Genomic DNA, 26,016 nt, shown 5'->3' on the forward strand with positions numbered 1-26,016 from the left:
GACAGGGGCCGTCGGGCTCACGCCGCTATGACCTCATTCGGCTCAAAACTGTCCGCCCGCGCCATCTGCCACATCCGCGAATAAAACTCGCCATTCACTTCACCGGTCAGCAACTCACCCGGTTTCAAGAACACATGCAGCTGCGAGAACAATTTGATCTCGGTCGCCGACATGCGCCGTACCAAATGCTTGGCCGACAATTGCGAAGGATGTTCCAACCCGGCAGCGGCAAGCATTTCGGCCAGGGCCTTGAGCGTGTTGCGGTGGAAGTTGAAGACGCGTTGGGCCTTGTCCGGAACCACCAGTGCGCGTTGGCGCAGGGTGTCCTGGGTGGCGACACCGGTCGGGCATTTGTTGGTGTGGCAGCTTTGCGACTGGATGCAACCGATAGCGAACATGAAGCCGCGTGCGGAGTTGGCCCAGTCGGCGCCGATGGCCAGGACGCTGGCGATGTCGAAGGCGCTGACGATCTTGCCGCTGGCGCCGAGTTTGATTTTGTCCCGCAGGTTCAGGCCGACCAGCGTGTTGTGCACGAACAGCAGGCCTTCGCGCATCGGCACACCGATGTGGTCGGTGAACTCCACGGGCGCGGCGCCGGTGCCGCCTTCCTTGCCATCGACCACGATGAAGTCGGGGAGGATGCCGGTTTCCAGCATGGCCTTGGCGATGCCCATGAATTCCCACGGGTGGCCCAGACAGAACTTGAAGCCCACCGGTTTGCCGCCGGACAGTTCGCGCAACTGCTGGATGAAGTGCATCAGTTCGATCGGCGTAGAAAACGCGCTGTGCCGCGACGGCGAGATGCAATCTTCGCCCATCAGGATGCCGCGGGTTTCGGCGATTTCTTTGGTGACTTTGTGCTTGGGCAAAATCCCGCCATGGCCGGGCTTGGCGCCTTGGCTCATCTTGATTTCGATCATCCGCACTTGGGGTGTCTGCGCTTGGGCGGCGAAGCGTTCCGGGTCGAAGCGCCCGTCAGCGGTGCGGCAGCCGAAGTAGCCGCTGCCGAGTTCCCAGGTCAGGTCGCCGCCGTTTTCCCGGTGATAGGCGCTGATGCTGCCTTCGCCGGTGTCGTGGGCGAAGTTGCCGAGTTTGGCGCCCTGGTTCAACGCGCGAATGGCGTTGGCGCTGAGGGAGCCGAAGCTCATGGCCGAGATGTTGAACACCGACGCCGAGTACGGTTGCGTGCATTGCGGGCCGCCGACCATCACCCGAAAACTGCTCGGGTCGCTCAACGGCGCCGGGCGCATGGAGTGGCCGATGAATTCGAAACCCGACTGATACACATCGATCAAGGTGCCGAAGGGTTTGTCGGCACTTTCGTTTTTGGCGCGCGAATAGACCAGCGAACGCTGGGCCCGGGAGAAGGGCAGGGCGTCGCTGTCGGATTCGAGCAGGTACTGGCGGATTTCCGGGCGAATGCCCTCTACCAGATAGCGGATGTTGCCGAGGATCGGGTAATTACGGCGTACTGCGTGAGGGCTTTGCAGCAGATCGAACAGGCCTACGAGGCTGAGAATGCCGGTGACGGCGGTGATCGGCCAGAGCCAGTCGTGCTCCAGGAAGGGCAGGCTGGCGAGGGTGAACATCACACAGACGGCAAAGAAGGCGTAGCGGCTCAGGAGTGACAGGCTCATACGGTTTCCTTGGGTTCGGACTCGACTTCCTGTAGGAGCCGAGCTTGCTCGCGATGGCGGTATGTCAGACAACAAATTTTTGACTGAAAGACCGCCATCGCGAGCAAGCTCGGCTCCTACAGGGAAGTGGGTGTGTCAGGCATTTTGTGCCTGGAGGAAAATTGAAAACAGCTCTGACTGGGATTTGATCCCCAGTTTGCTGTACATGTGTTTCTTGTGGACTTTCACGGTTTCGACAGAGATTTCCAGCTTGCGGGCGATTTCTTTACTGGAGCAACCGCTGAGCATCAAGCGCCCGACATCCAGTTCCCGGGCGGTCAATTGCGCGCCTTTGAGTTGTTGCACCGACGCTTCCAGCTGCACCCGCCAGTCGGCTTGCGGCGGTGCTGGTGCGAGGGCCACGACTTCGTTGATTTCGTATGGCAAGCGCTGGCGCAACAGGCCGAGCACCCAGGGCTGGATCAGCGACAGCAAGGCAATCTGCTGGCCGCTGAAACGCTGCTTGCTGCCCAGTGACAGGCACAGCGTGCGGTCGCCTTCGAGCTGGCAATTGAACTGGATTTCATCGGCCACCACATTCAGACGAAAGTAGCGCTGGTAATACTCGGTCAGCTCGAAATGTTCCGGCGCCACTTCCGACAGGCGATAGAGCCCGGTGCGCGACTGCTCGCGACAGGCGATGTAGAACGGATCGAGCAGGTACAAACCGCGCAGATAGTCCTGGAACAACTGATCGGGACTGCCGTCCGCGCCGGGGCATTCGGCGAACACTTGCGGGTGCTGGTCGGCGCTGAAAAGCAACGCCACCCAGCTGTCGAAGGTCACGTACTGATCCAGCAACCGTACCAGCTGCGTCCAGAAATTGGGCTTGTCCAGGGCATCGATCAGTTGCCCGACCGAGCGGTGCCACGCGATGTCGTCTAACGAAAGTGTCATGCCTCTACCCCTATCGGGTTACCCCAGCGGCGTGATTCCCCGGCCGGTGGCTTGCTGCGCATACTGGCGCACAGACACCGACCGGGCAATCTTTCTGCCAGCCCGAGGTTAAGAACAAGGAATACCCATGAAAGTCGAACTCGCCCAGTTGGCGGGCCGTGACAACGACACGGCTTACAACCTCGAACGCGCTCTGAAGGCGATGGCTGCCTGTGCTGCCGATACGCAGCTGATCGTGTTTCCCGAAACCCACCTGATGGGCTTTCCGTCGCTTGAGGCGCTGGCCGAAACCGCCGAACCGCTGGACGGTCCGACCGTCAGCGCGGTGTTGGCTGCGGCCCGTGAACACAACATCGCCGTGGTGATCGGCATGGCCGAGAACGACAACGGCCGCTTCTACAACACCACGCTGCTGATCACCCCCGAAGGTATCGCGCTGAAATACCGCAAGACGCACCTCTGGGCGTCGGATCGCGGTGTGTTCGAGGCCGGCGACCGTTACGCCACGTGTGAGTGGAACGGTGTGCGCGTTGGCCTGCTGATTTGCTACGACATCGAATTCCCGGAAACCGCCCGGGCCCTGGCGCAATTGGGGGCCGAACTGCTGATCGTCACCAACGGCAACATGGACCCTTACGGCCCGACTCACCGCACCGCGATCATGGCCCGCGCCCAGGAAAACCAGGCGTTTGCGCTGATGGTCAACCGGGTGGAAGAGGGCGATGGCGGGTTGGTGTTTGCGGGCGGTAGTGCGCTGGTGGATCCGCTGGGGACTTTGTTGTTCGAGGCCGGGCGGGAGGAAGGACAGTTTGCGGTTGAACTGGACCTGAATCAGCTGACGGCGGCGCGGCAGGATTATCGGTATCTGGATGATCAGCGGCTGCGATTGCCGGGGGAGATTGTTGAGCATGCTTGTGGATTGCGGGAGCTGATGATTCCTAAAAACTGATCCGGATACTTTGTGGATTGTGCTGACCTCATCGCGAGCAAGCTCGCTCCCACAGGGGATCTTCAGCGGATACAAAATTCGTGAACGACAGAGAACAACTGTGGGAGCGAGCTTGCTCGCGATGAGGCCCTGACAGGCGACACATCTCTGTCGGCCAAAAACCAGAACAACAACGAAACACCCGAAATTTAGCGCCGAACTCGGCTCTGCCATAAATCTAATAAATTCGGAGTAGTCGCTCATGGCTCGTTTGCAACGCACCCTGTCATTGGGTTCGGTGGTGCTGTTCGGCATCGCCTACATGACGCCGATCATCGTGCTCGGCACCTTCGGCATCCTCGCTCAATCCACCGCCGGCATGGTCCCGGCCGCTTATCTGGCGGCGCTGGTGGCGATGTTTTTCACCGCCATGAGTTACGGCCGAATGGCCTCGGCGTTTCCCGTCGCGGGCTCGGCCTATAGCTATGTCCGCAAGGCGATCAGCCCGAAACTCGGTTTCATCGCCGGTTGGGCCGTGCTGCTCGACTACCTGTTCCTGCCGATGGCGATCTGGCTGATCGGCGCGGCCTACCTCAACTCCGCGTTCCCGGCCGTGCCTCAGTGGATCTGGGTGCTGGCGTTCATCGGCATCACCAGTGCGATCAACATCGTCGGTCTGAAACTGGCCAACGGCATCAACGCGTTACTGATGCTGGTGCAGTTCCTGGTGCTGATCGCCTTCGTTGCGTTGTGCGTCCATTACGTCGGTGGCGATGCGAGCACGCCGTTGTGGTCGGTCAAACCGTTCTTCAACGGTGACATGCAGATGCCGCTGATCATGAGCGGTGCAGCCATCGCCTGTTATTCATTCCTCGGGTTTGATGCGGTCAGCACCCTGACCGAAGAAACCCGCGACCCGCGCCGCACCATCCCGCGAGCGATCATGCTGATCACCCTGATCGGCGGGCTGATCTTTGTCGGTGTGTCGTACTTCGTGCAGATCGCGCATCCGTCGTTCCAGTTCGACAGCGTCGACTCGGCGGCCTATGAAATTGCCCGCAACATCGGTGGTGACCTGTTCGTGTCGATCTTCCTGATCGGCTTGATCGTCGGCCAGTTTGCGTCGGGCCTGTCGGCTCAGGCCAGCGGCTCGCGGCTGTTGTTCGCCATGGGCCGTGACGGTGTGCTGCCAAAATCGTTCTTCGGCACTTTGCATGAACGCTTTGGCACGCCGGTCAACAGCATCCTGCTGTGCGCCGTGGTCGCCTTGCTGGCACTGAAACTGGACGTCACCACCTCGACCTCGTTCATCAACTTCGGCGCGTTCCTGGCGTTCAGTCTGGTGAACCTGTCGGTGATCTTTCACTACTGGATTGGCGGTGAGCACAAAGGGCTGCGTGAATTCGTGTTGTTCCTGCTGTTCCCGTTTATCGGTCTGGCGGCGGATTTGTGGCTGATGGTCAGCCTCGATCACCTGGCGATCTATCTGGGCCTGAGCTGGCTGGCGATTGGCGTGGTGTACCTGGCGGTGCTGACCGGTGGCTTCCGTCGCCAGCCACCGGAGATGGATTTCCAGGAGGCCACATAAATCACACAGCGCCCCTGTAGGAGCTGCCGAAGGCTGCGATCTTTTGACCTTTTTGGAGTGTGCCAAAGATCAAAAGATCGCAGCCTTCGGCAGCTCCTACAGGGGCGTGTTCAGGCGGCTGATTTTGTTTGGTGCACCGGTAGCTCAACCCTGAAGGTCGTGCCCACGCCAACTTCACTGCGCACCGTAATATCCCCCCGATGTTTTTTCACGATGCCATAGGACAGGGACAACCCGAGCCCTGTCCCCTGGCCCACCGGCTTGGTGGTGAAGAACGGGTCGAAGATTTTTTGCAGGCAGTCCGGCGCAATGCCGGCGCCGGTGTCTGCGACCTCGATCCACACCGTTTCCGCTTCAAGCCCGGTGCGCAAGGTGATGGTGCCACGCTCCGGGCCGATGGCCTGAGAGGCGTTGACGATCAGGTTCATGATCACCTGATTGATTTGCGAAGGCAGGCATTCGATGTCGGGCAGGACCTGATATTCCTTGAGCACATCGGCCTTGTACTTGAGTTCGTTGGCGACGATGTTCAAGGTCGATTCGATGCCCTGTTGCAGATTGGCCCACTGCCATTCCTGATTGGAGTCCACCCGGGAGAAGTCCTTCAGGTCCTTGACGATCTGCCCGACCCGGCTGATGCCGTCCTTGGATTCCTTGATCAGCAGCGGAATGTCCTCGCGCAGGAATTCCAGCTCGACCCGTTCGCGCAGTTGGTTCAAACGCTCGACGAGCTCGCTGGAGCCGATCGCCTCTTCCGCATCCCGATAGGCGTCGAGCATTTCCTGCAGTTGTTTGAAGTAGCCATCCAGGGTGCCGAGGTTGGAGGAAATGAAGCCAATGGGGTTGTTGATTTCATGGGCGACGCCGGCCGCGAGTTGCCCCAATGACGCGAGTTTTTCTGACTGCACCAATTGAGTTTCAAGCTGTTTGCGCTCGTCGATTTCCCGCTGCAACTCAACGCTGGCCTCTGTGTACTGCCGGGTTCGGCGCTCAACCATTTGCCCTAAATGGTCCATCTGCACGCTGGCCCGTTCGGTCATATCCCATTTGGTCAGCAAGGTGTTGGCCATTTGCTGGACTTCAATGTTGTCGAACGGCTTTTTCAGGATCAACAGTCGATCATGGGCCTTCAATCGATCGAGCAGTTCATCCCAGGAATAGTCGGAATAGGCGGTGCACACCACCACTTGCAGGCGCGGGTCGGCCTGCCACAAATGTTCGATGGTCTGCGCACCGTCCCAGCCCTCGGGCATGCGCATGTCGACAAAGGCCAGGGCGTAGGGGCGGTTTTCCTGCAAGGCTTCGTTCAGTTTGCCCAGGCCTTCCTGGCCGCCATAGGCTGAGTCCAACTCGAACAACGCCCTGGCTGATTTCACTTCGCTGCCAAACAGCGCCGCCTCCATCTCGTCCAGTTCGACGGTCTCCTCCGGCATGGGTGTGAGAATCTTGCGGAAATCCACGTGAATGGACGGGGTGTCATCGATCAGCAGAATGCGTCGGTTCGAAAGCTCGCTCATGCTTCCTCCGGTACGGTTTTCAGCGGGATCTGCAACGTGAACATCGCCCCTTTGCCCGGTCCGTCGCTATGGGCGGTGAGGTGGCCATTCATTTCGATGGCGGCCAGGGCGCAGCTGTGCAGGCCGAAGCCGTGGCCTTCCTTGCGGGTGGTAAACCCGTGGGCAAAGATGCGCGTCATGTTTTCCTCGGCGATGCCTTCGCCGTCGTCCTTGACGCTGACTTGCAGGGTCTTGTCTTCGACAATTTTGACCCCCAGGGTCATTTGCCGCGGGCGATTGCTGAGGTCGGACATGGCGTATTTGGCGTTGCTGATCAGGTTGATCAGGATCAGCAACAACCGGTGTTTATCACCCATGACCTGCGGCACGTCGCTGTACTCCTTGACCACCGTGACGTGGTGTCGGGTCAGGGCGCCGGAGTTCATGCGCAGGGCGTCTTCCAGCAATTCGCTGATGTGCAGCGGTTCCATCAGGCTGTTGGCGCCCGCGTAGGACTGCTGGGTGGCAACGATGTCCTTGATGTGGTCCACGCTTTTGGTCAACTGGGCCAGTTCCTCGGTCATGCCTTGTTGTTCCAGGGCTATCGCGTCCACCAGTTGATTCAGGTAACCCGGTAGCAACTTGCCTTTGGCGTCCTCGGTCAGAAAGGTGCCGAGGTCGCCTGGATGTTCGTTGATCAGCTGCATGGCCTTGCCCAGGCCCTGCGCTTTACTGGCGCGCAGTTTTCGGGTCACCAGGTCAGCCGAAATGTTCACGCTGTTGAGCACGTTGCCGACGTTGTGCAGCACATTGGTGGCGATCTCGGCCATGCCGGCCTGACGAGCGGTGTCGAGCAGTTCGCTCTGGGTATCCCGGAGCTCTCGGGTGCGCTCTTCAACCCGCAGTTCCAGGTCGTCATTAGCGGTTTGCAGGGCTTTGTTGACGCGATTGATCACCGTGAAACTGCGCATCAGGTGAATCGCCAGGTACACCAGCAGCAACACCAGCAGCACTGAAAACAACAGCATGTAGAAGTGATAGCGCTGGTCGACCGCATCGGTCCGCTGCTGGTCGGAGTTGAGCAGATTGGTGATATCGTCCAGGCGTTCGGCTACGGGAACGGCTTCGATGTTTTCCAGCAAGCGATTGACCACTGGCTGCTCACGCAGGATGAGGGAAATGTGGTTACTCAGAATATCGATCGGACTGTGGAACTGTTCAGGTAGACGCTGTTTGTTCACCCCCATTTTGTTCAGCCCCAACAGGATGTCGGCGGCCTTGTCGTCGGAGGTGACCTGAGCGAACTCCAGGCTGCTGAGCAGCAAGTCATACGTGTCGGTGGCGATGTTCTGCAGTTGCAGTTGGTCCTCATCCACCAACCGGGCCAGCTGTTCCTGAATGTCGTCCTCGGCGGTGGGCAGGAACGCCAGCGAGTTGCGCAGCACGGCGTTGTGCGACTTGAACTGCTCCACCAACCGGGTCTTTTCCTGGATGGCGGTCAGGTACGCATCATGGCTGGCGCGCCAGACGGGCGAGTCGTTGCGGCCGTGGTTCGACTCCATGGTGTCGAACCGCTCCCAAAGGGTCGTTATCTCGGTCAGTGGTGAGACCAACGGATCGTAGTTGTGACTGATGGCGATCCTGGCCTTGAGGATCTCGGTTTCCCATTGTGCGTTCAGCTGCTTGATCCGGCCGATCAGGTCCCGGGATTCGGTGTAGTTCGTCGTCTGGTTCGAGCTGGATTTGAGGTACAGGAACAACAGCACCGAAGCCAGCATCAGGGCCACGACGCCAAGCAACGCCAGGTTGCGGCGGTTAGTCGTTTTCATAAGGGCTTGCCTCCCCATTCACCGGTCAGGGTCTTGAGGAATTTGATGATCAGCGTCTTGTCGTCGGCAGAGGGAATACGACCGAGCTGGAACTTGAACATCACGTCTACCGCGTCCTCGAGGGTTGTGGCCGAACCATCGTGAAAGTACGGCGCGGTCACGGCGACGTTGCGCAGGCTCGGGACCTTGAACACGTTGCGGTCCTCTTCGTCCTTGGTGACCAGATAGCGGCCCAGGTCGGCTTCGGTGGGGTTGCCCCGAGTCTTGAAGTAGTCGCCCATGACCCCGAACTTCTGGAACATGTTGCCGCCGATGTTGACGCCCTGATGGCAGGCGATGCAGCCGTAGTCCTTGAAGCGTTGGTAACCGTACTTTTCGTCTCTGGTGAGAATGTCGGTATCGCCCATCAGGTATTGGTCGAAACGCGAGTTGGCGCTGATCAGCGTGCGTTCATAGGTGGCCAGGGCATTCTGTACATTGTTCATGGTCACGCCGTCCGGGTAGGCGTTGGCGAAGGAGGTCTGATAAGCCGCATCGGCGGTCAGCGTCTGCACCACATGTTCCCAGTTACTGCCCATTTCACTGGGGCTTTGCACCACGCCGTGGATTTGGGTTTCCAGAGTGTCGGCGCGCCCGTTCCAGAATTGCCGGAAATTCAGGCTGGAGTTGAACACGCTGGGGGTGTTGATCGTCACTGGAATGCCGTTGAATCCGATGGAAAACGCCTTGTTGTCGGCGCCGCCGTTTTCCAGTCGATGGCAACTGGCGCAGGACAGTGAGTTGTTGACTGACAAGCGTGTCTCGTTGAACAACTGGCGACCGAGTTCGACCCTCAGCGGATTTTGCTGGGGCACCGCCGGCAATGGTTTGAGCGGTTCATCTAGTGGCGCGGCACCGGCGCTCAGGCAGAGCCCGAACAACGGCGCCAATAGCAGGCGGTGAAAGGAAGGCGACATCTGATGATTCCTTGGCTTGGGGCCTGTGTGTCGTTGCGCATCGTTCACGTGGCTGCGGATGAAGAGGGCTTCACCGACCCCAGATACCGGACGAAGGCGTCCGGCTCCACGGCTTTGCTGAAGTAGAAACCCTGGCCTTCCTCGCATTGATGAGCCTTGAGGAAATCCAGTTGTTCGAGGGTTTCCACCCCTTCGGCAATGATGGTCAGCTTGAGGCTCCGGCCCAGGCTGATGATGGCGCTGACCAGCGCGGCGTCGTTGCTGTCGCTGCTTAAACCGCGAATGAACGACTGGTCGATTTTCAGCACGTCGATGGGAAAACGCCGCAAGTAACTCAGGCTGGAATAACCGGTACCGAAGTCATCGATGGCCAGCCGCACGCCCATGTCCTTGAGCCGGGTCAGGGCGTTCACCGTGGTTTCGACGTTCTGCATCAGCACGCCTTCGGTGATTTCCAGCTCCAGCAAGGCCGGTTCCAGCCCTGTTTGTTTGAGTGTCTGTTCGATGCCGTCGACAAAGTCCCGCTGACGGAAGTCGATAGCCGACATGTTCACCGACATACAGATCTTCGGCAGCCCCGCGGCCTGCCAGGCGCAGGCTTGTCGACACGCCTCGGCCAGCACCCATTTACTCAACGGCACGATCAAACCGCTGTCTTCGGCCACACTGATGAAATCCGAGGGATAGACCAGCCCGTGCCCCGGTTTTTGCCAGCGAATCAACGCTTCGGCCCCGACCACCTGGCCACTGCCCAGGTCCAGTTTTGGCTGGTAATGCAGGACAAATTCGTTGCGTTCCAGCGCCAGGCGGATGCCGCTCTCGATGCTTTGCTGATCCCGGGCGCGCTGGTTCATCTCGTCGATGAAAAAACTGAAATCGTTCGGGCCGCTTTCCTTGACGTTGCGCATCGCGGTTTCGGCTTTCTTGATCAGCGCGATGGCATCGAAGCCGTCGTCCGGGTAAATGCTGATGCCCAGGCTGGCGGTCACGATCAGGTCGTGGCCGGCAATGTGCTGGGGCGCGCGGATGGCGTTCAAGAGTTTTTCGGCGATGCCCTTGGTCTGCTGAGGATGGCGGACATCGGCGAGGATCACCACGAATTCATCGGAACCGTAGCGGAACACCGAGTCGGACTCGCGCACCGTCGCCACCAGATTGCGCCCGACCTGTTTAAGCATTTCGTCACCGGCCGGATGACCCAGGGCATTGTTGATGCGCTTGAAGCGATCGAGGCCCAGAAACATCACGGCCAACTGCTTGTCATGGCGTCGGGACAGGGCCAGGGACTGGTTCAGCCGGTCACCGAGCAACGTGCTGTTGGGCAGCTCGGTCAGTACGTCGTACTGCAACAGGTGCGACACCTTGAGCAATTCGTGGACCCGCGCCTCGATGGTTTGCTCCAGGCTCAGGACCTTCATCGCCGCGTCCTGCGCCATCTGCCATTTCCAGGTCAGGGCACTGGCCATCTGGCGGATTTCCAGGCTGTCGAAGGGCTTTTTCAGCACCAGTAACTGGTCGCCGAACTCCAGCCGTTCGGCCATGTCCTCCCAGGTGTAATCGGAATACGCCGTGCACAACGCGATTTGCAGGTGAGGATCGGCCTTCCACAGTTGTTCGATGGTTTCCAGGCCGTCCCAACCCGGTGGCATGCGCATGTCGGTGAACGCCATGGCATAGGGGCGACCTTCGGCCAGTGCGCGCTTGACCAGTTCGAGGGCTTCCTGGCCCTGATAGGCCGAGTCGAGCTGGAATGTCAGCCGATCAATCTGCACGGTGCCGAACAGGGCTTCTTCTGCGCTGGCCAGGGTCTGTTCGCCTCCGGGCTCTTCACCTTCGATCTCAGGGCCAAGAATCTTGCGAAAGTCCTCATGAATCGAGGGCGTGTCGTCGATGATCAAGATGCGCCGGTTAGTCCGCACGAAAGGCGTTTTCATCCTTTGTCCTCCGTGAAGCGTGGCGGGTTGTCCCGGATCGGCCCGATGTCATGGTTCGGGGGCACGATGCTGCCGGCTTTCAGCAGTTCGGCAGCCTGCTGGCTGCTGACCGCTTTGCTGAAGAAGTAACCCTGGGCGTTCATCGGTGAACCGGTGGCCATCAGCGAGCTGCGTTGTTCCTGGGTTTCGACGCCCTCGGCAATGATGCCGATCCCGACTTCACGGGCGAAGTTGATGATGGCGCGCAAGGTGTTCGCGCTGGCCGGATCGCGAGCGGCGGTGTCGATGAAGGCCTGAGCGAGTTTCAGGTGATTGACCTGGTAGGTCTTGAGGTAGTCGAACGAGGAGTATTCGGTGCCGAAGTCGTCGATGGCGATCTTCACCCCCAGCTCACGCAGGCGCGGCAGCACATCGTTGTGGGTCCATTTGGTCTGGGCCAGCGTCGCCTCAGTAACGTCGAAGCGCAGGTCCCAGGGGCAGAGTTCCCAGCGTGCGGTGGTGCGCAGCACGTCATAGATCAGTTCGGGACCACTTTTGAGTTGGGCCAGGGACAGCTTGATCGCAATCACCGGCGGCGCCATTCCCTCATCGCGCCATTGACGCATTTGCTGGCAGGCGCGATCCAGCACCCAGTGACCGAGCGCGACGATGGTGCCGGTCTTTTCCGCAGCGGGCAGGAACGCTGGGGCTTCCAGTAAACCGCGCTCAGGGTGGTTCCAGCTGACCTGAGCTTCCATGCCGAGGATTTTGCCGCTGCTCAGGTCCACTTCCGGCCAGTAATGCAGTTCAAGTTCCTGGTGTTCGATGGCCGCTCTCAGGTCGCTGGCGATGGTCATGCGTTCGACCACCTCCTGATTGATCTCCTCGGAATGGAAGTGGTACTGGTTGCGACCCTTTTCCTTGGAGCGATACAGCGCCATATCGGCCTGGGTCAGCAGGCCGTCGGCGCTGGTGCTTTCGGGGGTGCAGCTGCTGATGCCGATACTCACCGAGACCCGCACATCATTGCCGGCCAGGGAGTAGGGCAGTACCAACGTATCGCGGATCTTGGCGGCCAGGGCCGCGGATTGGGTCGGGTCGCTGACGTCCAGTTGCAAGATCGCGAACTCGTCACCGCCGAGGCGGGCGACCACATCGTTTTCGCGCACGCAGGCTTTGATCCGGCGTGCAACCTCTTGCAGCAACAGGTCGCCCACCGGATGGCCGAGGGTGTCGTTGATGCGTTTGAAGTGATCCAGGTCCAGGTAAAACATGGCGAACGGTGCCGCCCCCCGACGCGCAGAGGCGAACGCCTGGTGCAACCGCTCGATCAGCGTCGCACGGTTTGCCAGCCCGGTCAGCCCGTCGGTGCGGGCCAGCAGGGCGATTTTCTCTTCGGCCACTTTACGTTCGGTGATGTCGATGATGATGCCTTCGACTTCCAGCAAACGGCCTTCATCGTCGCGCACCGGGATGTAGCGGTTTTCGACCCAGCGCCAGGCTCCGTCGCCAGTACGCATCCGGAATTCGATGGAAGCGCCCGCCGCATGACGGTCCAGCACCCGGGCCATGGCGGTGTCGACCTTGGTTTGATCATCGGGATGGATCAGTTCCTGGGCCCAATTGGCCGAGGCGACCAGTTTCGCCGCAACATGACCGTATTTGGTGATGTTGTGCGAGATATACATCAACGGAAACGACGGCTCGCCGCGCAACCGATACAGAATGGTGGGGCTGTTCTGCACGATGATGTTGGCGTCGGACAGCTCTCGGGTGCGTTCTTCGACCGCCTGTTCGAGCAGCGACATCTTCAGCTCTGCGTCTTCGGTCATTTGCCACTTGGCCGTCAATGCGCTGGCCATCTGGCGGATTTCGATGGCATCGAAGGGTTTTTTCAGAATCAGCAGGCGATCGCCCAGTTCCAGGCGTTCGTCGATGTCTTCCCAGGAATAGTCGGAATAAGCGGTGCAAAGCGCCACTTGCAGCTTGGGATCGACCTGCCACAGCCGTTCGATGGTTTCCAGCCCGTCCCAGCCCGGCGGCATGCGCATGTCGATGAAAGCCATCGCATAGGGCATGTCGTTGGCCAGCGCCGTCTCGACCTTGTCCAGGGCTTCGAGGCCCTGAAACGCGGAGTCGAGCACAAAACTCTGCAGCGATATCGCCGCAGGGGTGCCGAACAGGGCGTTTTCGGCGCTGATCAGGCTGTCGTCATCGATCGATGGCGGACTGAGGATCTTGGCGAAGTCCGCATGAATCGAGGCGGTGTCGTCGACGATAAGAATCCGTCGGTTGGTCCGAGCCAGCAGCGTATTTATCGACATACGCCAGTACCGGCAGCAGTTTGATGCGGTGTTCTCATAGGGGGCTTCCTTTCCCTGATCACCTGGCCGAACGTACAGATTATGGATCCGAGTCAGCTGAGCATAGTCGTCTGTCCAGCACTTCGCGCAACTCAATGAGCTGAATCATTTCCGTTGGCGCGCTGAAAATCATCTAGCCTGTAGGTCAGGCTCCGGCAATAGGGGATGTTTGCCTCGGGGCCTGCCACAACGATGTGCCCGTTTCACTTGAGGTGACGCCATGGAAGAGCAACTCCCCACGACTTTGAACGATAAACCCAAGGTGCTGCTGGTCGATGACGAGGAGTCAATCCTCAACAGCCTGCGTCGCCTGTTACGCGGCCAGCCCTACGAGGTGCTGCTGGCCACCAGCGGTGCCCAGGCGCTGGAGATCATGGAGCAACACTCCATTGACCTGGTGATGACCGACGCACGCATGCCCAATATGGACGGCGCCACGCTGCTGGCCCGCATCCATCAACTTTACCCGACGATCACCCGGATTCTGCTCACCGGCTACGCGGACATGCCGACGATCATCAAAGCGATCAACGAAGGGAAGATTCACCGCTACATCAGCAAACCCTGGAACGACGAGGAAATGCTCCTGACCTTGCGCCAGGCCTTGGCTCATCAACATTCCGAGCGCGAACGCCAGCGCCTGGAGCAGTTGACCCGGCTGCAGAACGACCAATTGAAGTCGCTCAACATCACCCTGGAAAAACACGTCGCCGCCCGCACTGCCGAACTCCAGCAGACCGCCGACATGCTCGACCTGGCCTACGAAGAGCTCAAGCACAGCTATGTCACCGGCACCGAGGTGTTCTCGCTGCTGGCCAACCTGCGCCTGCCGCCGGCCAAACAGACCAACCGCCAGATCATCGAACTGGTGCGGGTGTACTGCAAACTTCATGGCCTGGACGAGGGCACCAGTCGCGACCTGACCATGGCCGCGGCGCTCTACAACATCGGCAAGCTGAGCTGGACCGACAGCATGATGACCGCGCCCGCGGACCTGCTGCACCACAACGATCGGGAGCGCTATCGCGGTTATCCCAAGCAAAGCGAATCGCTGTTAATGACGCTCGATCCGATGAAGGACGCCGCCCGTCTGATTCTTCATCATCAGGAGCGCTGGGACGGCAGCGGCTTCCCCGACCGGCTCAAGGGCGAGGCGATTCCGTTCGGTTCGCGGCTGTTGAAACTCGCGGTGGATTTCATCGAGTTGCAGCGTGGGCTGATCCTCGAGCGGCAGATGAACAGCGATGAAGCGCTGGTCTACATCCGCAGCTATGCCGGGCGACTTTACGATCCCGAGCTGGTGGAGGACTTCATCCAGGTGTGTGCCGCGTACCTGAGCGATGTCTCGTTGGCCGATCCGTCGGTCAAGGTGCTGACCACGCGGGAAGTGACGGCGGGCATGATCCTGGCGCGCAACCTCAATGCCGACAACGGCATGCTGCTGCTCAATGCCGGCAAGGTGTTGAATGGGCCGCTGGTGGAGAAGTTGATCGCCTTCGAAGCCATGGAAGGCGCGAAATACAGCATTTTTGTGAAGGTGCCGGAAGACGTTGCGGTTCTCGAGGCCAGTTAGTTTTTCCAGACGCTACACAATCCCCCTGTGGGAGCGAGCTTGCTCGCGATAGCGGTTTAACATTCAACATCTATGTTGACTGACACTCCGCCATCGCGAGCACGCTCGCTCCCACAGGGGTTGGGCACTGCACTGTAAAGATTTTTTCGGCGTGACGAGGCGCCGATTCTCATGTGATCCTTGCGCCTTTTTCCAAGGACGATCCTGATCCATGACCCTTTCATCCGCTGCTTCGCCCCGTCTCATCCGTATCGCCGCTGCCCTGTTGATCGGCCCGGACGGTCGCACGCTGTTGGTCCGCAAGCGCGGCACCGAAGCGTTCATGCAGCCGGGGGGCAAGATCGAAGCGCATGAGCAACCGGTCCATGCGCTGGCCCGTGAACTGGAAGAGGAATTGGGCCTGGTCATCGATCCGGCACACGCCACTTATCTCGGGCAATTCTCGGCACCTGCCGCCAATGAGCCGGGTTTTACCGTCCAGGCCGAACTCTTTCAGCTGACCATCGATTCAGACGTATCGCCTGCGGCGGAGATTGAAGAGGTGCGCTGGATCGACCCGGCCACCGACGGTAATGTCACGCTGGCGCCATTGACACGGGACCTGATCCTGCCGTTTTATCGTGCTTTGTTAACCGAAATTGCCTGATTATTCCCGGACAAAGGACTGCCCATGATCCCCCTTCAAGACTTGCTGATTTTCGCCGCTGCCGCGTTGCTGATGGTGCTGACGCCGGGGCCGAACATGATTTACCTGATCTCCCGTTCGATCTGCCAGGGACGCAGGGCCGGTGTGACCTCGTTGCTCGGTGTGGTCGCGGGGTTTTTCGTGCACCTGTTCGCGGCCGCTGCCGGTTTGACTGCGGTGTTTCTGGCGGTGCCGATGGCCTACGAAGTGCTGAAGTGGGCGGGCGCGCTGTACCTGATGTGGTTGGCCTGGCAAGCCGTCAAACCGGGAGCGCGTTCACCGTTCGAGGCGCAGCAGTTGCCGCCGGACTCGTCGCGTAAACTGATCACCATGGGCTTTCTGACCAGCGCCCTGAACCCGAAGATTGCGGTGTTTTATCTGTCGGTGTTTCCGCAGTTCATCACGCCTGAGCATGGCTCGGTGTTCACTCAAAGCATCACGCTGGGTCTGACTCAGATCGGCGTCAGTTTCAGCGTCAATCTGCTGATCGCGCTGTTCGCTGCGGGCATCGCCTCCTGGTTCGTCAACAACCCGTCCTGGCTGGCGGTGCAGCGCTATTTCATGGGGTTCGTGCTGTCGGCGCTGGCGGTGCGACTGATGCTGGAACAACGACGGATGGCTTGAACATGTGGATTGAACGGCTTGATGCCAGTCATGCCCTGGACTATCGGGCGCTGATGCTCGAAGCCTATGACCTGCATCCCCAGGCGTTTACCTCCAGCGTGCGCGAACGCGCCGTGATGCCGCTGAGTTGGTGGGAATCACGCCTGACCAGCAAGCTGGACGTGGTGTTTGGCGCGTTCGAAGGCGGTGAGTTGGCGGGCATCGTCGGCCTGGCCTTCGAGCCTCGAGAAAAGGCCCGGCACAAGGCGACATTGTTTGGCATGTACGTGTCGGGCAAGGTCCGGCAACGCGGGGTCGGTTATCACCTGGTGCAGGCCGCCCTGGCTGAAGCGCAGGACCATAAAGGCCTGAGGCTGATCCAGCTGACCGTCACCGCCGGCAACGACGCCGCGTTCAAACTGTACCAGCGTTGCGGCTTCATCCAGTTTGGCCTTGAGCCGCTGGCGGTACGGGTGGGCGAAGACTACTTCGACAAAATCCACATGTGGCGAGAACTCTAAATCCACCGCAATCCCCTGTAGGAGCAAGGCTTGCCCGCGATGAACGATAACGCGGTCTGTCTGAATGACCGCGCCGCGCCCATCGCGGGCAAGTCGGATCGCCGCACCGCTTGCTCCTACAGGTTTGCGTTGTGCTATCTAACGGCGCTGACGCCATCCAGTGTCGAGAACGACGTGTCCTTGGCCGTCAGCAAGAAATCGCGCATGTACGGCGCATCCAGCATGTCGGCGCGAATCCCGGCGTACAGCGTCGCAAACAAACCTTTCTCGCCCAGCCGCTTGGCCTTCACATAACCCCGTGAGCTGTATTCATGCAGCGCCCAATGGGGCATGCCGCACACACCGCGGCCGCTGGCCACCAATTGCATCATCATCACCGTCAGTTCCGACGTGCGGACCTGCGCCGGTTCGACGTCGGCCGGTTCCAGGAAACGGGTGAAGATGTCCAGTCGATCACGCTCCACCGGGTAGGTGATCAGCGTTTCCGTGAGCAAATCTTCCGGGACAATGTAGGCCTTGCTCGCCAATCGGTGCTGATTGGCGACCGCGAGCATTGCTTCATAGGTGAACAACGGCACGTAAGTGATCCCGGCCAGTTCCAGCGGGTCGGAGGTCACCACCAAATCCAGATCGCCACGGGCCAGCGCAGGCAGCGGGGCGAAGGAGAACCCTGAGGCCAGGTCCAGTTCAACTTCCGGCCAGGCATCGCGGAACTGGTCGATGGTCGGCATCAGCCACTGGAAGCAACTGTGACACTCGATCGCCATGTGCAAACGCCCGGCAGTGCCACCGGCCAGCCGCGCGATATCGCGCTCGGCGCCACGCAGCAATGGCAAGGTCGCGTCGGCCAATTGCAACAGGCGTAAACCGGCACTGGTGAAACGCACCGGTTTGGTCTTGCGCACGAACAGCGGCATGCCCATGCGCTCCTCCAATTCCTTGAACTGGTGGGACAGGGCGGACTGCGTCAGGTGCAAGCGGTCGGCCGCATCTACCAGGCTATCGGCTTCGCGCAAGGCGTGCAGGGTCTTCAGGTGACGGATTTCAAGCACCGGGGGCTCCATGAGGAAAACTTGTGATCAACACGAAAAGGTTGAGTTTGTCTCATGTTGGGTTAGCTGTCGACAATAGCGCCATGTTTTACAGCCTCTTTATAGGGAGAAACTCACCATGGCTCTGGCACACACACTTGGTTTTCCACGCATCGGCGCGGACCGCGAACTGAAAAAAGCCCTCGAATCCTACTGGAAGGGCGATCTGGATCAGGACGCGCTGAAAAGCGTCGGCCGCCAATTGCGCGCCACCCACTGGCAATTGCAGAAAGACGCCGGCATCGACCTGCTGCCCGTGGGCGACTTCGCCTGGTACGACCAGGTCCTGACCCATTCCTTGACCTTCGGTGTGATCCCCGAGCGTTTCGACAGCGCCAAGGACTCGCGCGGCCTGCCGACCCTCGACACCCTGTTCGCCATGGCCCGTGGCGCCACGACTGCCTGCTGCGGCGGCGAACACAGCAAAGCGCAATACGCCCAGGAACTGACCAAGTGGTTCGACACCAACTACCACTACCTGGTCCCGGAATTCAGCGCTGACCAGCAGTTCAAGCTGAGCTGGGAACAGTTGTTCGACGAAGTCGACGAGGCGAAGGCCCTCGGCCACAACGTCAAACCGGTAATCATCGGTCCACTGACTTACCTGTGGCTGGGCAAAGCCAAAGGCAACGACTTCGACAAACTCGACCTATTGGAACGACTGCTGCCGATCTACGGCGAAATCCTCGGTCGCCTCGCCGCTCAAGGCGTGGAGTGGGTGCAGATCGACGAACCGATCCTGACCCTCGACTTGCCACAGGAGTGGAAAAACGCTTTCGAACGCGCCTACCACATCCTTCAATATTCGCCGCTGAAAAAACTCGTGGCGACGTACTTCAGTGGCTTGGAAGACAACCTCGGCCTGGCGGTCAGCCTGCCGGTACAAGGCCTGCACATCGATGCGGTGCGGGCGCCGGATCAACTCGGCCAGGTGCTGGATCGTCTGCCGACCTACAAGATTCTCTCGGTGGGTCTGGTCAACGGCCGCAACGTCTGGCGCTGCGAACTGGAGCAGGTGCTCGCTCAACTGCAGCCGGCCCAGGAACGCTTCGGCGACAACCTGTGGGTCAGCAGTTCCTGCTCGCTGCTGCACAGCCCGGTGGATCTGGATCGCGAAGACAAACTCGACCCGGAACTGAAAAGCTGGCTGGCGTTTGCCGTACAGAAGTGCGGCGAAATCGCCGTGCTGCGCGATGCCCTGAACGACCCGCAAGCACCCAAGGTACAAGCCGCCCTCGCCGAAAGCCGTGCGATTCAGGCCAGTCGCGCCGAGTCGCCGCGTATCCACAAAGCCGAAGTGCAGGCACGGATAAACGCCATCAGTGACAAGGACAGCCAACGCCATTCGCCGTTCGCCAAACGCATCGAGCAGCAGCGTGCGCGGTTGAAACTGCCGGCCTTCCCGACCACCACCATCGGCTCGTTCCCGCAGACCGGTTCGATCCGTCTGGCGCGTCAGGCCTTCAAGCAAGGCAAGCTGTCGGCCAACGATTACACCGACGCCATGCACAGCGAAATCCGCCACGCCGTGCAAGTCCAGGAACGCCTGGGGCTGGACGTGCTGGTACACGGTGAAGCCGAACGCAACGACATGGTCGAGTACTTCGCCGAGCAACTGGACGGCTACCTGTTCACCCGTTTCGGTTGGGTGCAGAGCTACGGTTCGCGCTGCGTCAAACCGGCGATCATCTACGGCGACCTGAGCCGCCCGAACGCCATGACCGTCGACTGGATTACTTATGCACAGAGCCTGACCGACAAGGTCATGAAAGGCATGCTCACCGGTCCCGTGACCATGCTGATGTGGTCGTTCCCGCGCGAAGACGTCTCGCGCAAAATCCAGGCGCAGCAGTTGGCGCTGGCCCTGCGTGACGAAGTGGTGGACCTGGAAACCGCCGGCATCAAGATCGTGCAGATCGACGAAGCCGCCTTTCGCGAAGGCTTGCCGCTGCGCCGGGCGCAATGGCAGGAATATCTGGATTGGGCGGTGGAAGCTTTCCGTTTGAGCGCCTCCGCTGTGCGGGACGAAACCCAGATCCACACCCACATGTGCTACAGCGAATTCAACGATGTGATTCAGTCCATCGCGGCGATGGACGCCGATGTGATCACCATCGAAACTTCGCGTTCAGACATGGAGTTGTTGGAGGCTTTTGAAGCGTTCGACTACCCGAACGACATCGGCCCCGGCGTCTACGACATCCACTCGCCACGGGTGCCGGACACGGCCGAAATGGTCAAGTTGATGAGCAAAGCGGTGAAGCGGATTCCGGCGGAGCGGTTGTGGGTGAATCCGGATTGCGGGTTGAAAACCCGGGCGTGGCCGGAGACTGAAGCAGCGTTGGTCAACATGGTGGCGGCGGCGCGGCAGTTGCGGAGCCAGTTGGCCTGACTGACGTCTAAAAAAGGGAGCGAGCTTGCTCGCTCCCGCATGGACTGCGCTTAATTCACTGGCAGTGGGCCGCCGACTCCTTTTTTGGGATCAGAGGTTTTCGAAGTGAGGCAGCGCGGCCGAACTTTTGCCGATATCGGCGTAAGGCAGGTCGGCGTTGTCGGCGTGGGTCAAAAATCGGTGCTCCGGCAATTTCAGATGGGCTTTTTCGAAATTGCCGAATACAGGCACCGCCCTGGAATAGTGGAAATGGGCGTACCACAGTATCTTCGGTGGTGCTTGCGTCAGGTCCCATACTTCGTATTCCTGCATGTAATCGGTTCGGCCGTCCCGGCGTCTGCCCAGGTTCTTGATCGGCGCCGGTTTGCGTACATCCACCACGTTTTGGCTGACAAGATCGTTCAGCATTCCATCCGTGGGTTTTTTACTCAGCAGCGTCTGTCGGGTGCGCATTGCGCGCCCTGTGGCAATCAGTTCGGTGGCCTTGCCGTGCAGTTGCTGGATGAGGGGATTGCGGGGGGCAATCTCCTCGATGCTGAGGGCGCGGCGGGTAAGTTCATTCGCTTCACTGACCATCATGTGTTCCAGGTCGACCGGCAGCATGTCTTGCGCCGCGTAGGATTGGACGCGGGTCTTGTAAGTGTCCTGCGACTCGAGTCGGTGACGGGCCTCTGTCACTAACACTTCAAGGTCCCTTTGACTGGGACGAGCTGGATGTTCGTGTTGCGGGTTCAACAGACGAGACTTTCCGTTTGCCCCCTGTTCCCAGATTTCCGTGTAACCGCCTTGACCTGTCAGGGTGTATTGCCGCATTTGAGTAGTCGGTTCCCAACGCTCCACCCCGATCAGCAATTGGTCATTTTCGGTGGTGAAAACCTTTTTGCTGCCTTGCCCTGCCCGGGCAGCAGGTGCCGGTAGATCAATGGCCTTGCGCGCCCGTTCGGCCATCTTCTCGATGCCGTCCAACAAGGGAGGCACGACTTCCAGATGGAAGTGCTTTGGATAGCTGGCGGTCCACGCATTCATATCCCGACGAAATTGAGTGTATTGCTCGATGCAGTCTTGAAGTATCTGGTTGCGTTGAGTCTTGGTCGCGCTGACGTCCGGCAGACTGTATTGGCTGAACAAGGCCCGGTCGATTCGGGTTCTGATCTGGTGCGCCTGGTTCTGAAGAAGCATCCAGGACACATCGTGGATGCCGTCAAAACATTTGACGGTTTCCAGCAAGTTACCCGTTCTCATATAAAGGATATTCGCCTCGGACAGGCGAGTGTTCAACATCGTCAGTTCCTCCGTCATTTGCGCTTTTTCTGCGTTGACGGTGATGCGTCTGTACCAATGGTTAAGGTCTGTCATGTGGGTTTGCGTATGTTCTAACTCTTTCACCAGTTCCATCCGCAGCTTCCTGATGTCCTCCATTACGCGCAAACGGGCTGGGAGGGATGATGCCGGTATTGATTCCAGACTGACCATTAAGGCATCGATCCTGTCCACCAGGAGGCTGCCCCTGTGATTGGCGAAGAAAACCCGTTGCCTGTACCGATCAGCCAGCAACAGTGCAGCACTGCTTTGTATTTCCAGGAGTGCGCGCCTTTTGTTGCCATGGGTCAGTGGGTGTAAATCAACGAGCGTCTGGTAATGCCGCAGGGTCAATTCAATGTCACCGATACAGGCTGTTTCGGCGGCCTGCATCAGCGCCGGACGACGCTCCAACGGGTCGGTGTTGTACGCCTCCAGGGCGGCGTTCGAGCGCCTCAACCGTGCATCGATTTGCATGGCCAGATCATCGGCGGCCTGGGTCAGTGCATGATGGCGACGGAAGGTGTGGTCGATCCACCAACGAGGCAGCCGGTGGCGAATGGCTGCCGGCCAGAGCGGATCAAGCGTGTTTGCCAGATGTCCGAGCACACCGCCGCCGCCGAGCCCGCCGCCTTCGAAGGTCACCCCGTAGACACCGAAGTAAGTGTCCCAATGCTCTGCTTCATCAAGGCCGATGGGTTGTTTATAGGTTTTGAGACGCGTGCCGGTCAGTCGCCAGTTTCGTGAGTCCGTGCTGCGTTCAACCTGGAAGATACGTCCCTGGCGAACGATAAAGTCGCCGTCTGGATGACGGTAGATATTGCGGTAGATCCCGTGGGTAGCCGGATGCAGGCTGGCCAGGGAGATCGGCTTTTCGTAATCGTAACCGGCGAAGCGCTGGAAACCGTGCTGTGCTTGACGTCTTGTGCGACCGTGCAATGCTCCCGCGCTTTTGCCCATTGCTGCCGTTTGACGAAGCCGTGTCAGTGAGCGAGCCCCCTTGGCTGACCCGGATCCTGCGGCAACGCCTGGAAGAGTGTCCATGGCGGCATCGATCAATGACAGCAGTACCGATTCAATCTCCGCCAACCCATCGCCGACTTCACCGCGCAATAGTGCCGCGACTGCCCGGTTGGCACTGGTCCAGGCATCGTATAAAGCGACGGCCGAGCCGACAAAGGGCACCACGCCCAACGCCATCTTCATGTAATTGAACGCCCTCGGACCACTGAGCGCGTAGCGCTCCAGGTACAAGGCATCGTTGGAACGGGAGGTTCCGCGATGCGCTTCGATCAGGCGTCCCATATGGGCATTGAGCAGGTGCTCTGCCAGTGACGTTGTTTTCGGCCAGGGCATCCCCACCCCGATCATGGCGTCGAAATGTTTGAGCACGGCCTGATCGATGCGACTGACATGGGCCTGCACATTACCCTGCAAGGCTCGGCCCGCCAGGTAACTGACCATTTCGCTACGCAGACACAGGTTGAACAACGCCTTGCGCGCCGATTCCAGGGTGGCGTAGCGCCGCAGGAACTGACCGTCGGGACTGTCAGGCAGATAGAGCAACGTCATCCCGCTGATTTGCTCTTCGATGAAGGTCACCCCGGACAACGTGGTGGGGCCTTGATTGTGGGTGTCTTTTCCGCCGGCACTCAGGTAGGCCGGCAGAATCGCGATGCGCTTGCGATCAGCGCGCCAGGCTTCCTGGGTGTTGGCGTCGATGGCGATGATCAACACCTGCAATTCGTCGTGGCTGATTTGTTTTTGCAGTCGGGCGGATTCCCCCTGCAACTTGAGCATCAAGCGCCAGGGCTCGATCAGGCATTCGCGCAGGTGTTCCCTCGCGAAGGCAGATTCGGTGGCCGAGCCGGTGAATGCGTCGCGGATCAACTGTTCATAGGCTTTGGGCAGGTCAAGCTCGGGCAGGGTCTTGCGCAGGTAGCGCTGTGTGATGCCGTTGGCAAGCGCCTGACGCTCGGCAGTGTCTGCTGCGGTGACTTCGACGCGCATGGCGCCCAGTCGCAGTGACAGGGGCTCAAGCTGCATCGACGGGGTGTTGTCGATATTGGTTTGGGCCAGGTCTTCGAGTGACATCTTGCTGCGCGCCTTGCTGGGTACCGCGACGAGCTTCTGCGGGGTTCCCGGGGCGGCACCTTCGACCAGTTGCTTTTGCAGAGTGACGGAATCCGGCAGGTCAAGTTGCACGTCAAAATGACCCTGGATCGAAAAGTCCTTTCGCAGGCGGGCCTGTAAGTGTTGCCGGGTGAAGTCATCGCGAGGTGTCAGGGCGAGTTCCAGCTGTGTGTGGCTGCGATGCATCGCCACAATGTACGACTCGATCAGGGCCTTGAGTTCAACGAGGTCGGCCACAGGCAATTGGGTGAGCCATTCGGGCCTGCGGGTGTACAGCGTGGCGCTGCGGTTTTGCTCCAGCAGGTGCGAGAACGCCAGGCTTCTGGCGGCATGCACCGGGACCTGTAAACCGGCGAGAGTGTGCTTGCGCAGTGCTTCCAGTTGATGGGTCGTATCGGTCTGGCGCTGACGTATTTCCCCTGCCTTCTCTTCAAAGTCGGTGTTCTGTTTGCCGAGACTATAGAGCAGCGGGTCGGTACTTATTTTGTTTAGCTGCAAGGCCAGAACGTTGTCCCGGTCCTGGATCTTGAACACCTGTCGCTCCAGTTCTGTGCGGTTGGCGAACCGTTGCAAGCCGCCGCCGGCGCCGGGCCAGTACAGCAAAAGGCTGTGTGGCGATGCGGCGTCGAGCAGCGCTCGTGTGATGACGAAAGGGCCATTGAGCGCCTGGGTCGTGACGTTGCCGGTCTGCTCGGTCATTGACAGCCTCAGGCTGGCAGCGGTGATCGTGGCATCACGATCGGCCGCACGCGGTATGTCCAACACTGCGTTGAGCAAGCTGAATTCGTCGCTGCTGATCTGTTTGAGGGCCAATTGGAGCTGGGCCTCGGCGCGCAGACCATCCTTGTGCGCCAGGTAGAGCGCGCTGAACTCACGGTTGATAGTTGCAAAGTCGAAGGTGCGCGACCTGTAAAGCAGGGCGGTTGCGGCCTTGTCGGCGACTTGCTCTGCCGTCTCCAGCGCCTTCAGTGCCGCTTTGAATGGCTGTTGACGGTCGCTTTCGAACTCATCCCCCAATAGCGTTTCGAGTGCATCGCGCTGCCTGTTCAGCGAGACCTGCCGCAGCGACCACGGAATATCGGCATACAGGCTGCCGAACGACGGTGGTTCGTCTTCATCGACAATGCTTTCGATTGATATCGGGTTATCAAGACCGGGTGGCACGGCGAAAAAGCTTGCGCTCGTGTGCGGTGGGTTTGAAAGCAGATCGCTGATGCCCGCCTTCAGCGGTTGAGTTTTGGTCGTGTATTCAAAGCGGATTTTATCGTCGGGCAGGCCTTGGGGGATGAGAGATTGTCGCGACAGCCAGTCTTCCATGTCGCTGCGCTGAGTGAAGACCTGAATGGGAACAGGCCGGCAAGGTAGATACAGCAACTGCGTGGTGGGTTGCCGAACACCCACGCTGATGACCCAGGCGGCGGGGAGTTTCAGGGTACCGCTGTCGCTCAACACCAGGGTCAACTGCTCGGTCTGGATAGGCTGATTGTCCAGGAACAGGCCCGAGGCGGGAGGGTCCATGATCAACAACAGCGGCTTCAACTGCTCGGCGCTGAGGGTTCTGCGAGCGAACGCCACTTGAGCGGCGGCCTCAAAATGACTGCGGTACAACTGACCCGCCCGCTCGCGCCGCGACACCGGCGTACCGGGTGCTCGGGCGTCCCAATAGGCATTCCAGCGTTCGTGGAGCGATGGTTCAGTGCGGTGGCTTCGCAACGGGGCGGCGGCGAACAACGCTTGTAAACCCTGGCTGCAGTCGCGCCAGCGCGCCGAAGCGCTCAACAACAGGCTTTCATCGGGGTTTTCTTTCAGGGGCGGATGGGCCGGTATCACGACCGGCGGGGAGACGGGCAGGGTGCTGAACGCACTTTCATTCATGGCAACGTGGCTCTGTGCAGGGGAGCGGCGTATCCGCTCTTGAAGAGCGCCATTAAAAGAAACTCGCCACCGTCCATGGCACTACATAGTTATCGCATCGACCATTGGGCGATATTCACGAAACTGTCACGTAACTGTGGCAGCGCGCTTGAACAAACTTCATCAGACTCGCGCTCTACTGGAGTTCTGCGTTTCGGT

16 protein-coding genes and 1 pseudogene are annotated in these 26,016 nt (G+C 59.7%); 7 read left to right on the plus strand and 10 right to left on the minus strand.

Going from position 1 to position 26,016, the window contains the following annotated elements; all coding sequences use genetic code 11:
- Positions 1–17 precede the first annotated feature (17 nt).
- Positions 18–1,637, minus strand: coding sequence for an FMN-binding glutamate synthase family protein (locus tag ACA079_RS05270; RefSeq protein ID WP_497702808.1), 1,620 nt, complete (start codon positions 1,635–1,637; stop codon positions 18–20).
- Between the two features lie 135 nt (positions 1,638–1,772).
- On the minus strand, positions 1,773–2,573 hold the full coding sequence (locus ACA079_RS05275) for a helix-turn-helix transcriptional regulator (protein ID WP_462046850.1): 801 nt from the start codon (positions 2,571–2,573) through the stop codon (positions 1,773–1,775).
- Between the two features lie 127 nt (positions 2,574–2,700).
- Between ACA079_RS05275 and ACA079_RS05280 the strand changes: the two genes are divergently transcribed.
- Positions 2,701–3,522 (plus strand): carbon-nitrogen hydrolase family protein, encoded by an 822-nt coding sequence (locus tag ACA079_RS05280; RefSeq protein WP_497702809.1) that lies wholly within the window; start codon positions 2,701–2,703, stop codon positions 3,520–3,522.
- Between the two features lie 241 nt (positions 3,523–3,763).
- A complete protein-coding gene (locus ACA079_RS05285) occupies positions 3,764–5,089 on the plus strand; it encodes an APC family permease (RefSeq protein ID WP_149419868.1) in 1,326 nt (441 codons plus the stop codon).
- Positions 5,090–5,199: 110 nt separating this feature from the next.
- On the opposite strand, the gene ACA079_RS05290 is transcribed toward ACA079_RS05285, so the two are convergent.
- From ACA079_RS05290 to ACA079_RS05315, 6 genes and pseudogenes are all read right to left on the minus strand, one after another.
- On the minus strand, positions 5,200–5,868 hold the full coding sequence (locus tag ACA079_RS05290) for an ATP-binding protein (RefSeq protein ID WP_497704281.1): 669 nt from the start codon (positions 5,866–5,868) through the stop codon (positions 5,200–5,202).
- A gap of 57 nt (positions 5,869–5,925) precedes the next feature.
- Positions 5,926–6,012, minus strand: a pseudogene (locus ACA079_RS05295) (hypothetical protein); the annotation flags it as partial.
- Between the two features lie 590 nt (positions 6,013–6,602).
- Positions 6,603–8,414: a DAHL domain-containing sensor histidine kinase gene (locus ACA079_RS05300; protein ID WP_497702810.1), complete on the minus strand. Its 1,812-nt coding sequence runs from the start codon at positions 8,412–8,414 to the stop codon at positions 6,603–6,605.
- Positions 8,411–9,370, minus strand: a complete 960-nt coding sequence (locus tag ACA079_RS05305; RefSeq protein WP_497702811.1) for a cytochrome-c peroxidase — start codon at positions 9,368–9,370, stop codon at positions 8,411–8,413. Before ACA079_RS05305 ends, ACA079_RS05300 begins: the two co-directional genes overlap by 4 nt.
- A gap of 44 nt (positions 9,371–9,414) precedes the next feature.
- The gene (locus ACA079_RS05310) at positions 9,415–11,304 is read right to left on the minus strand and encodes a putative bifunctional diguanylate cyclase/phosphodiesterase (RefSeq protein WP_497702812.1); all 1,890 of its coding nucleotides are present in this window, start codon (positions 11,302–11,304) and stop codon (positions 9,415–9,417) included.
- A complete protein-coding gene (locus ACA079_RS05315) occupies positions 11,301–13,607 on the minus strand; it encodes a putative bifunctional diguanylate cyclase/phosphodiesterase (protein ID WP_497702813.1) in 2,307 nt (768 codons plus the stop codon). Before ACA079_RS05315 ends, ACA079_RS05310 begins: the two co-directional genes overlap by 4 nt.
- A 259-nt stretch (positions 13,608–13,866) precedes the next feature.
- On the opposite strand from ACA079_RS05315, the gene nosR reads away from it, so the two are divergent.
- The 4 genes from nosR to ACA079_RS05335 all read left to right on the plus strand — a co-directional run bounded on the left by nosR (position 13,867) and on the right by ACA079_RS05335 (position 17,028).
- Positions 13,867–15,219 carry a response regulator c-di-GMP phosphodiesterase, NosR family gene (gene nosR, locus ACA079_RS05320; RefSeq protein ID WP_497702814.1) on the plus strand — a complete coding sequence of 451 codons (1,353 nt, stop codon included), beginning with the start codon at positions 13,867–13,869 and terminating at the stop codon, positions 15,217–15,219.
- A 211-nt stretch (positions 15,220–15,430) separates the two neighbouring features.
- Positions 15,431–15,865 carry an NUDIX hydrolase gene (locus ACA079_RS05325; RefSeq protein ID WP_415773433.1) on the plus strand — a complete coding sequence of 145 codons (435 nt, stop codon included), beginning with the start codon at positions 15,431–15,433 and terminating at the stop codon, positions 15,863–15,865.
- Between the two features lie 24 nt (positions 15,866–15,889).
- Positions 15,890–16,528, plus strand: coding sequence for a LysE family translocator (locus ACA079_RS05330; protein WP_497702815.1), 639 nt, complete (start codon positions 15,890–15,892; stop codon positions 16,526–16,528).
- A 2-nt stretch (positions 16,529–16,530) separates the two neighbouring features.
- Positions 16,531–17,028, plus strand: coding sequence for a GNAT family N-acetyltransferase (locus tag ACA079_RS05335; protein ID WP_415757729.1), 498 nt, complete (start codon positions 16,531–16,533; stop codon positions 17,026–17,028).
- 134 nt (positions 17,029–17,162) lie between these two features.
- Here ACA079_RS05335 and metR read toward each other — a convergent pair whose 3' ends face one another.
- Positions 17,163–18,080 carry a transcriptional regulator MetR gene (gene metR / locus ACA079_RS05340; protein ID WP_054613654.1) on the minus strand — a complete coding sequence of 306 codons (918 nt, stop codon included), beginning with the start codon at positions 18,078–18,080 and terminating at the stop codon, positions 17,163–17,165.
- A gap of 118 nt (positions 18,081–18,198) precedes the next feature.
- Here metR and metE point away from each other — a divergent pair, with 118 nt between their 5' ends.
- On the plus strand, positions 18,199–20,511 hold the full coding sequence (gene metE / locus ACA079_RS05345) for a 5-methyltetrahydropteroyltriglutamate--homocysteine S-methyltransferase (protein WP_497702816.1): 2,313 nt from the start codon (positions 18,199–18,201) through the stop codon (positions 20,509–20,511).
- A gap of 90 nt (positions 20,512–20,601) precedes the next feature.
- Here the strand turns inward: metE and ACA079_RS05350 are convergent, their stop codons facing one another.
- A complete protein-coding gene (locus ACA079_RS05350; protein WP_497702817.1) occupies positions 20,602–25,818 on the minus strand; it encodes a dermonecrotic toxin domain-containing protein in 5,217 nt (1,738 codons plus the stop codon).
- Positions 25,819–26,016: the final 198 nt, after the last annotated feature.

This window comes from Pseudomonas sp. LBUM1645 (assembly GCF_059716185.1).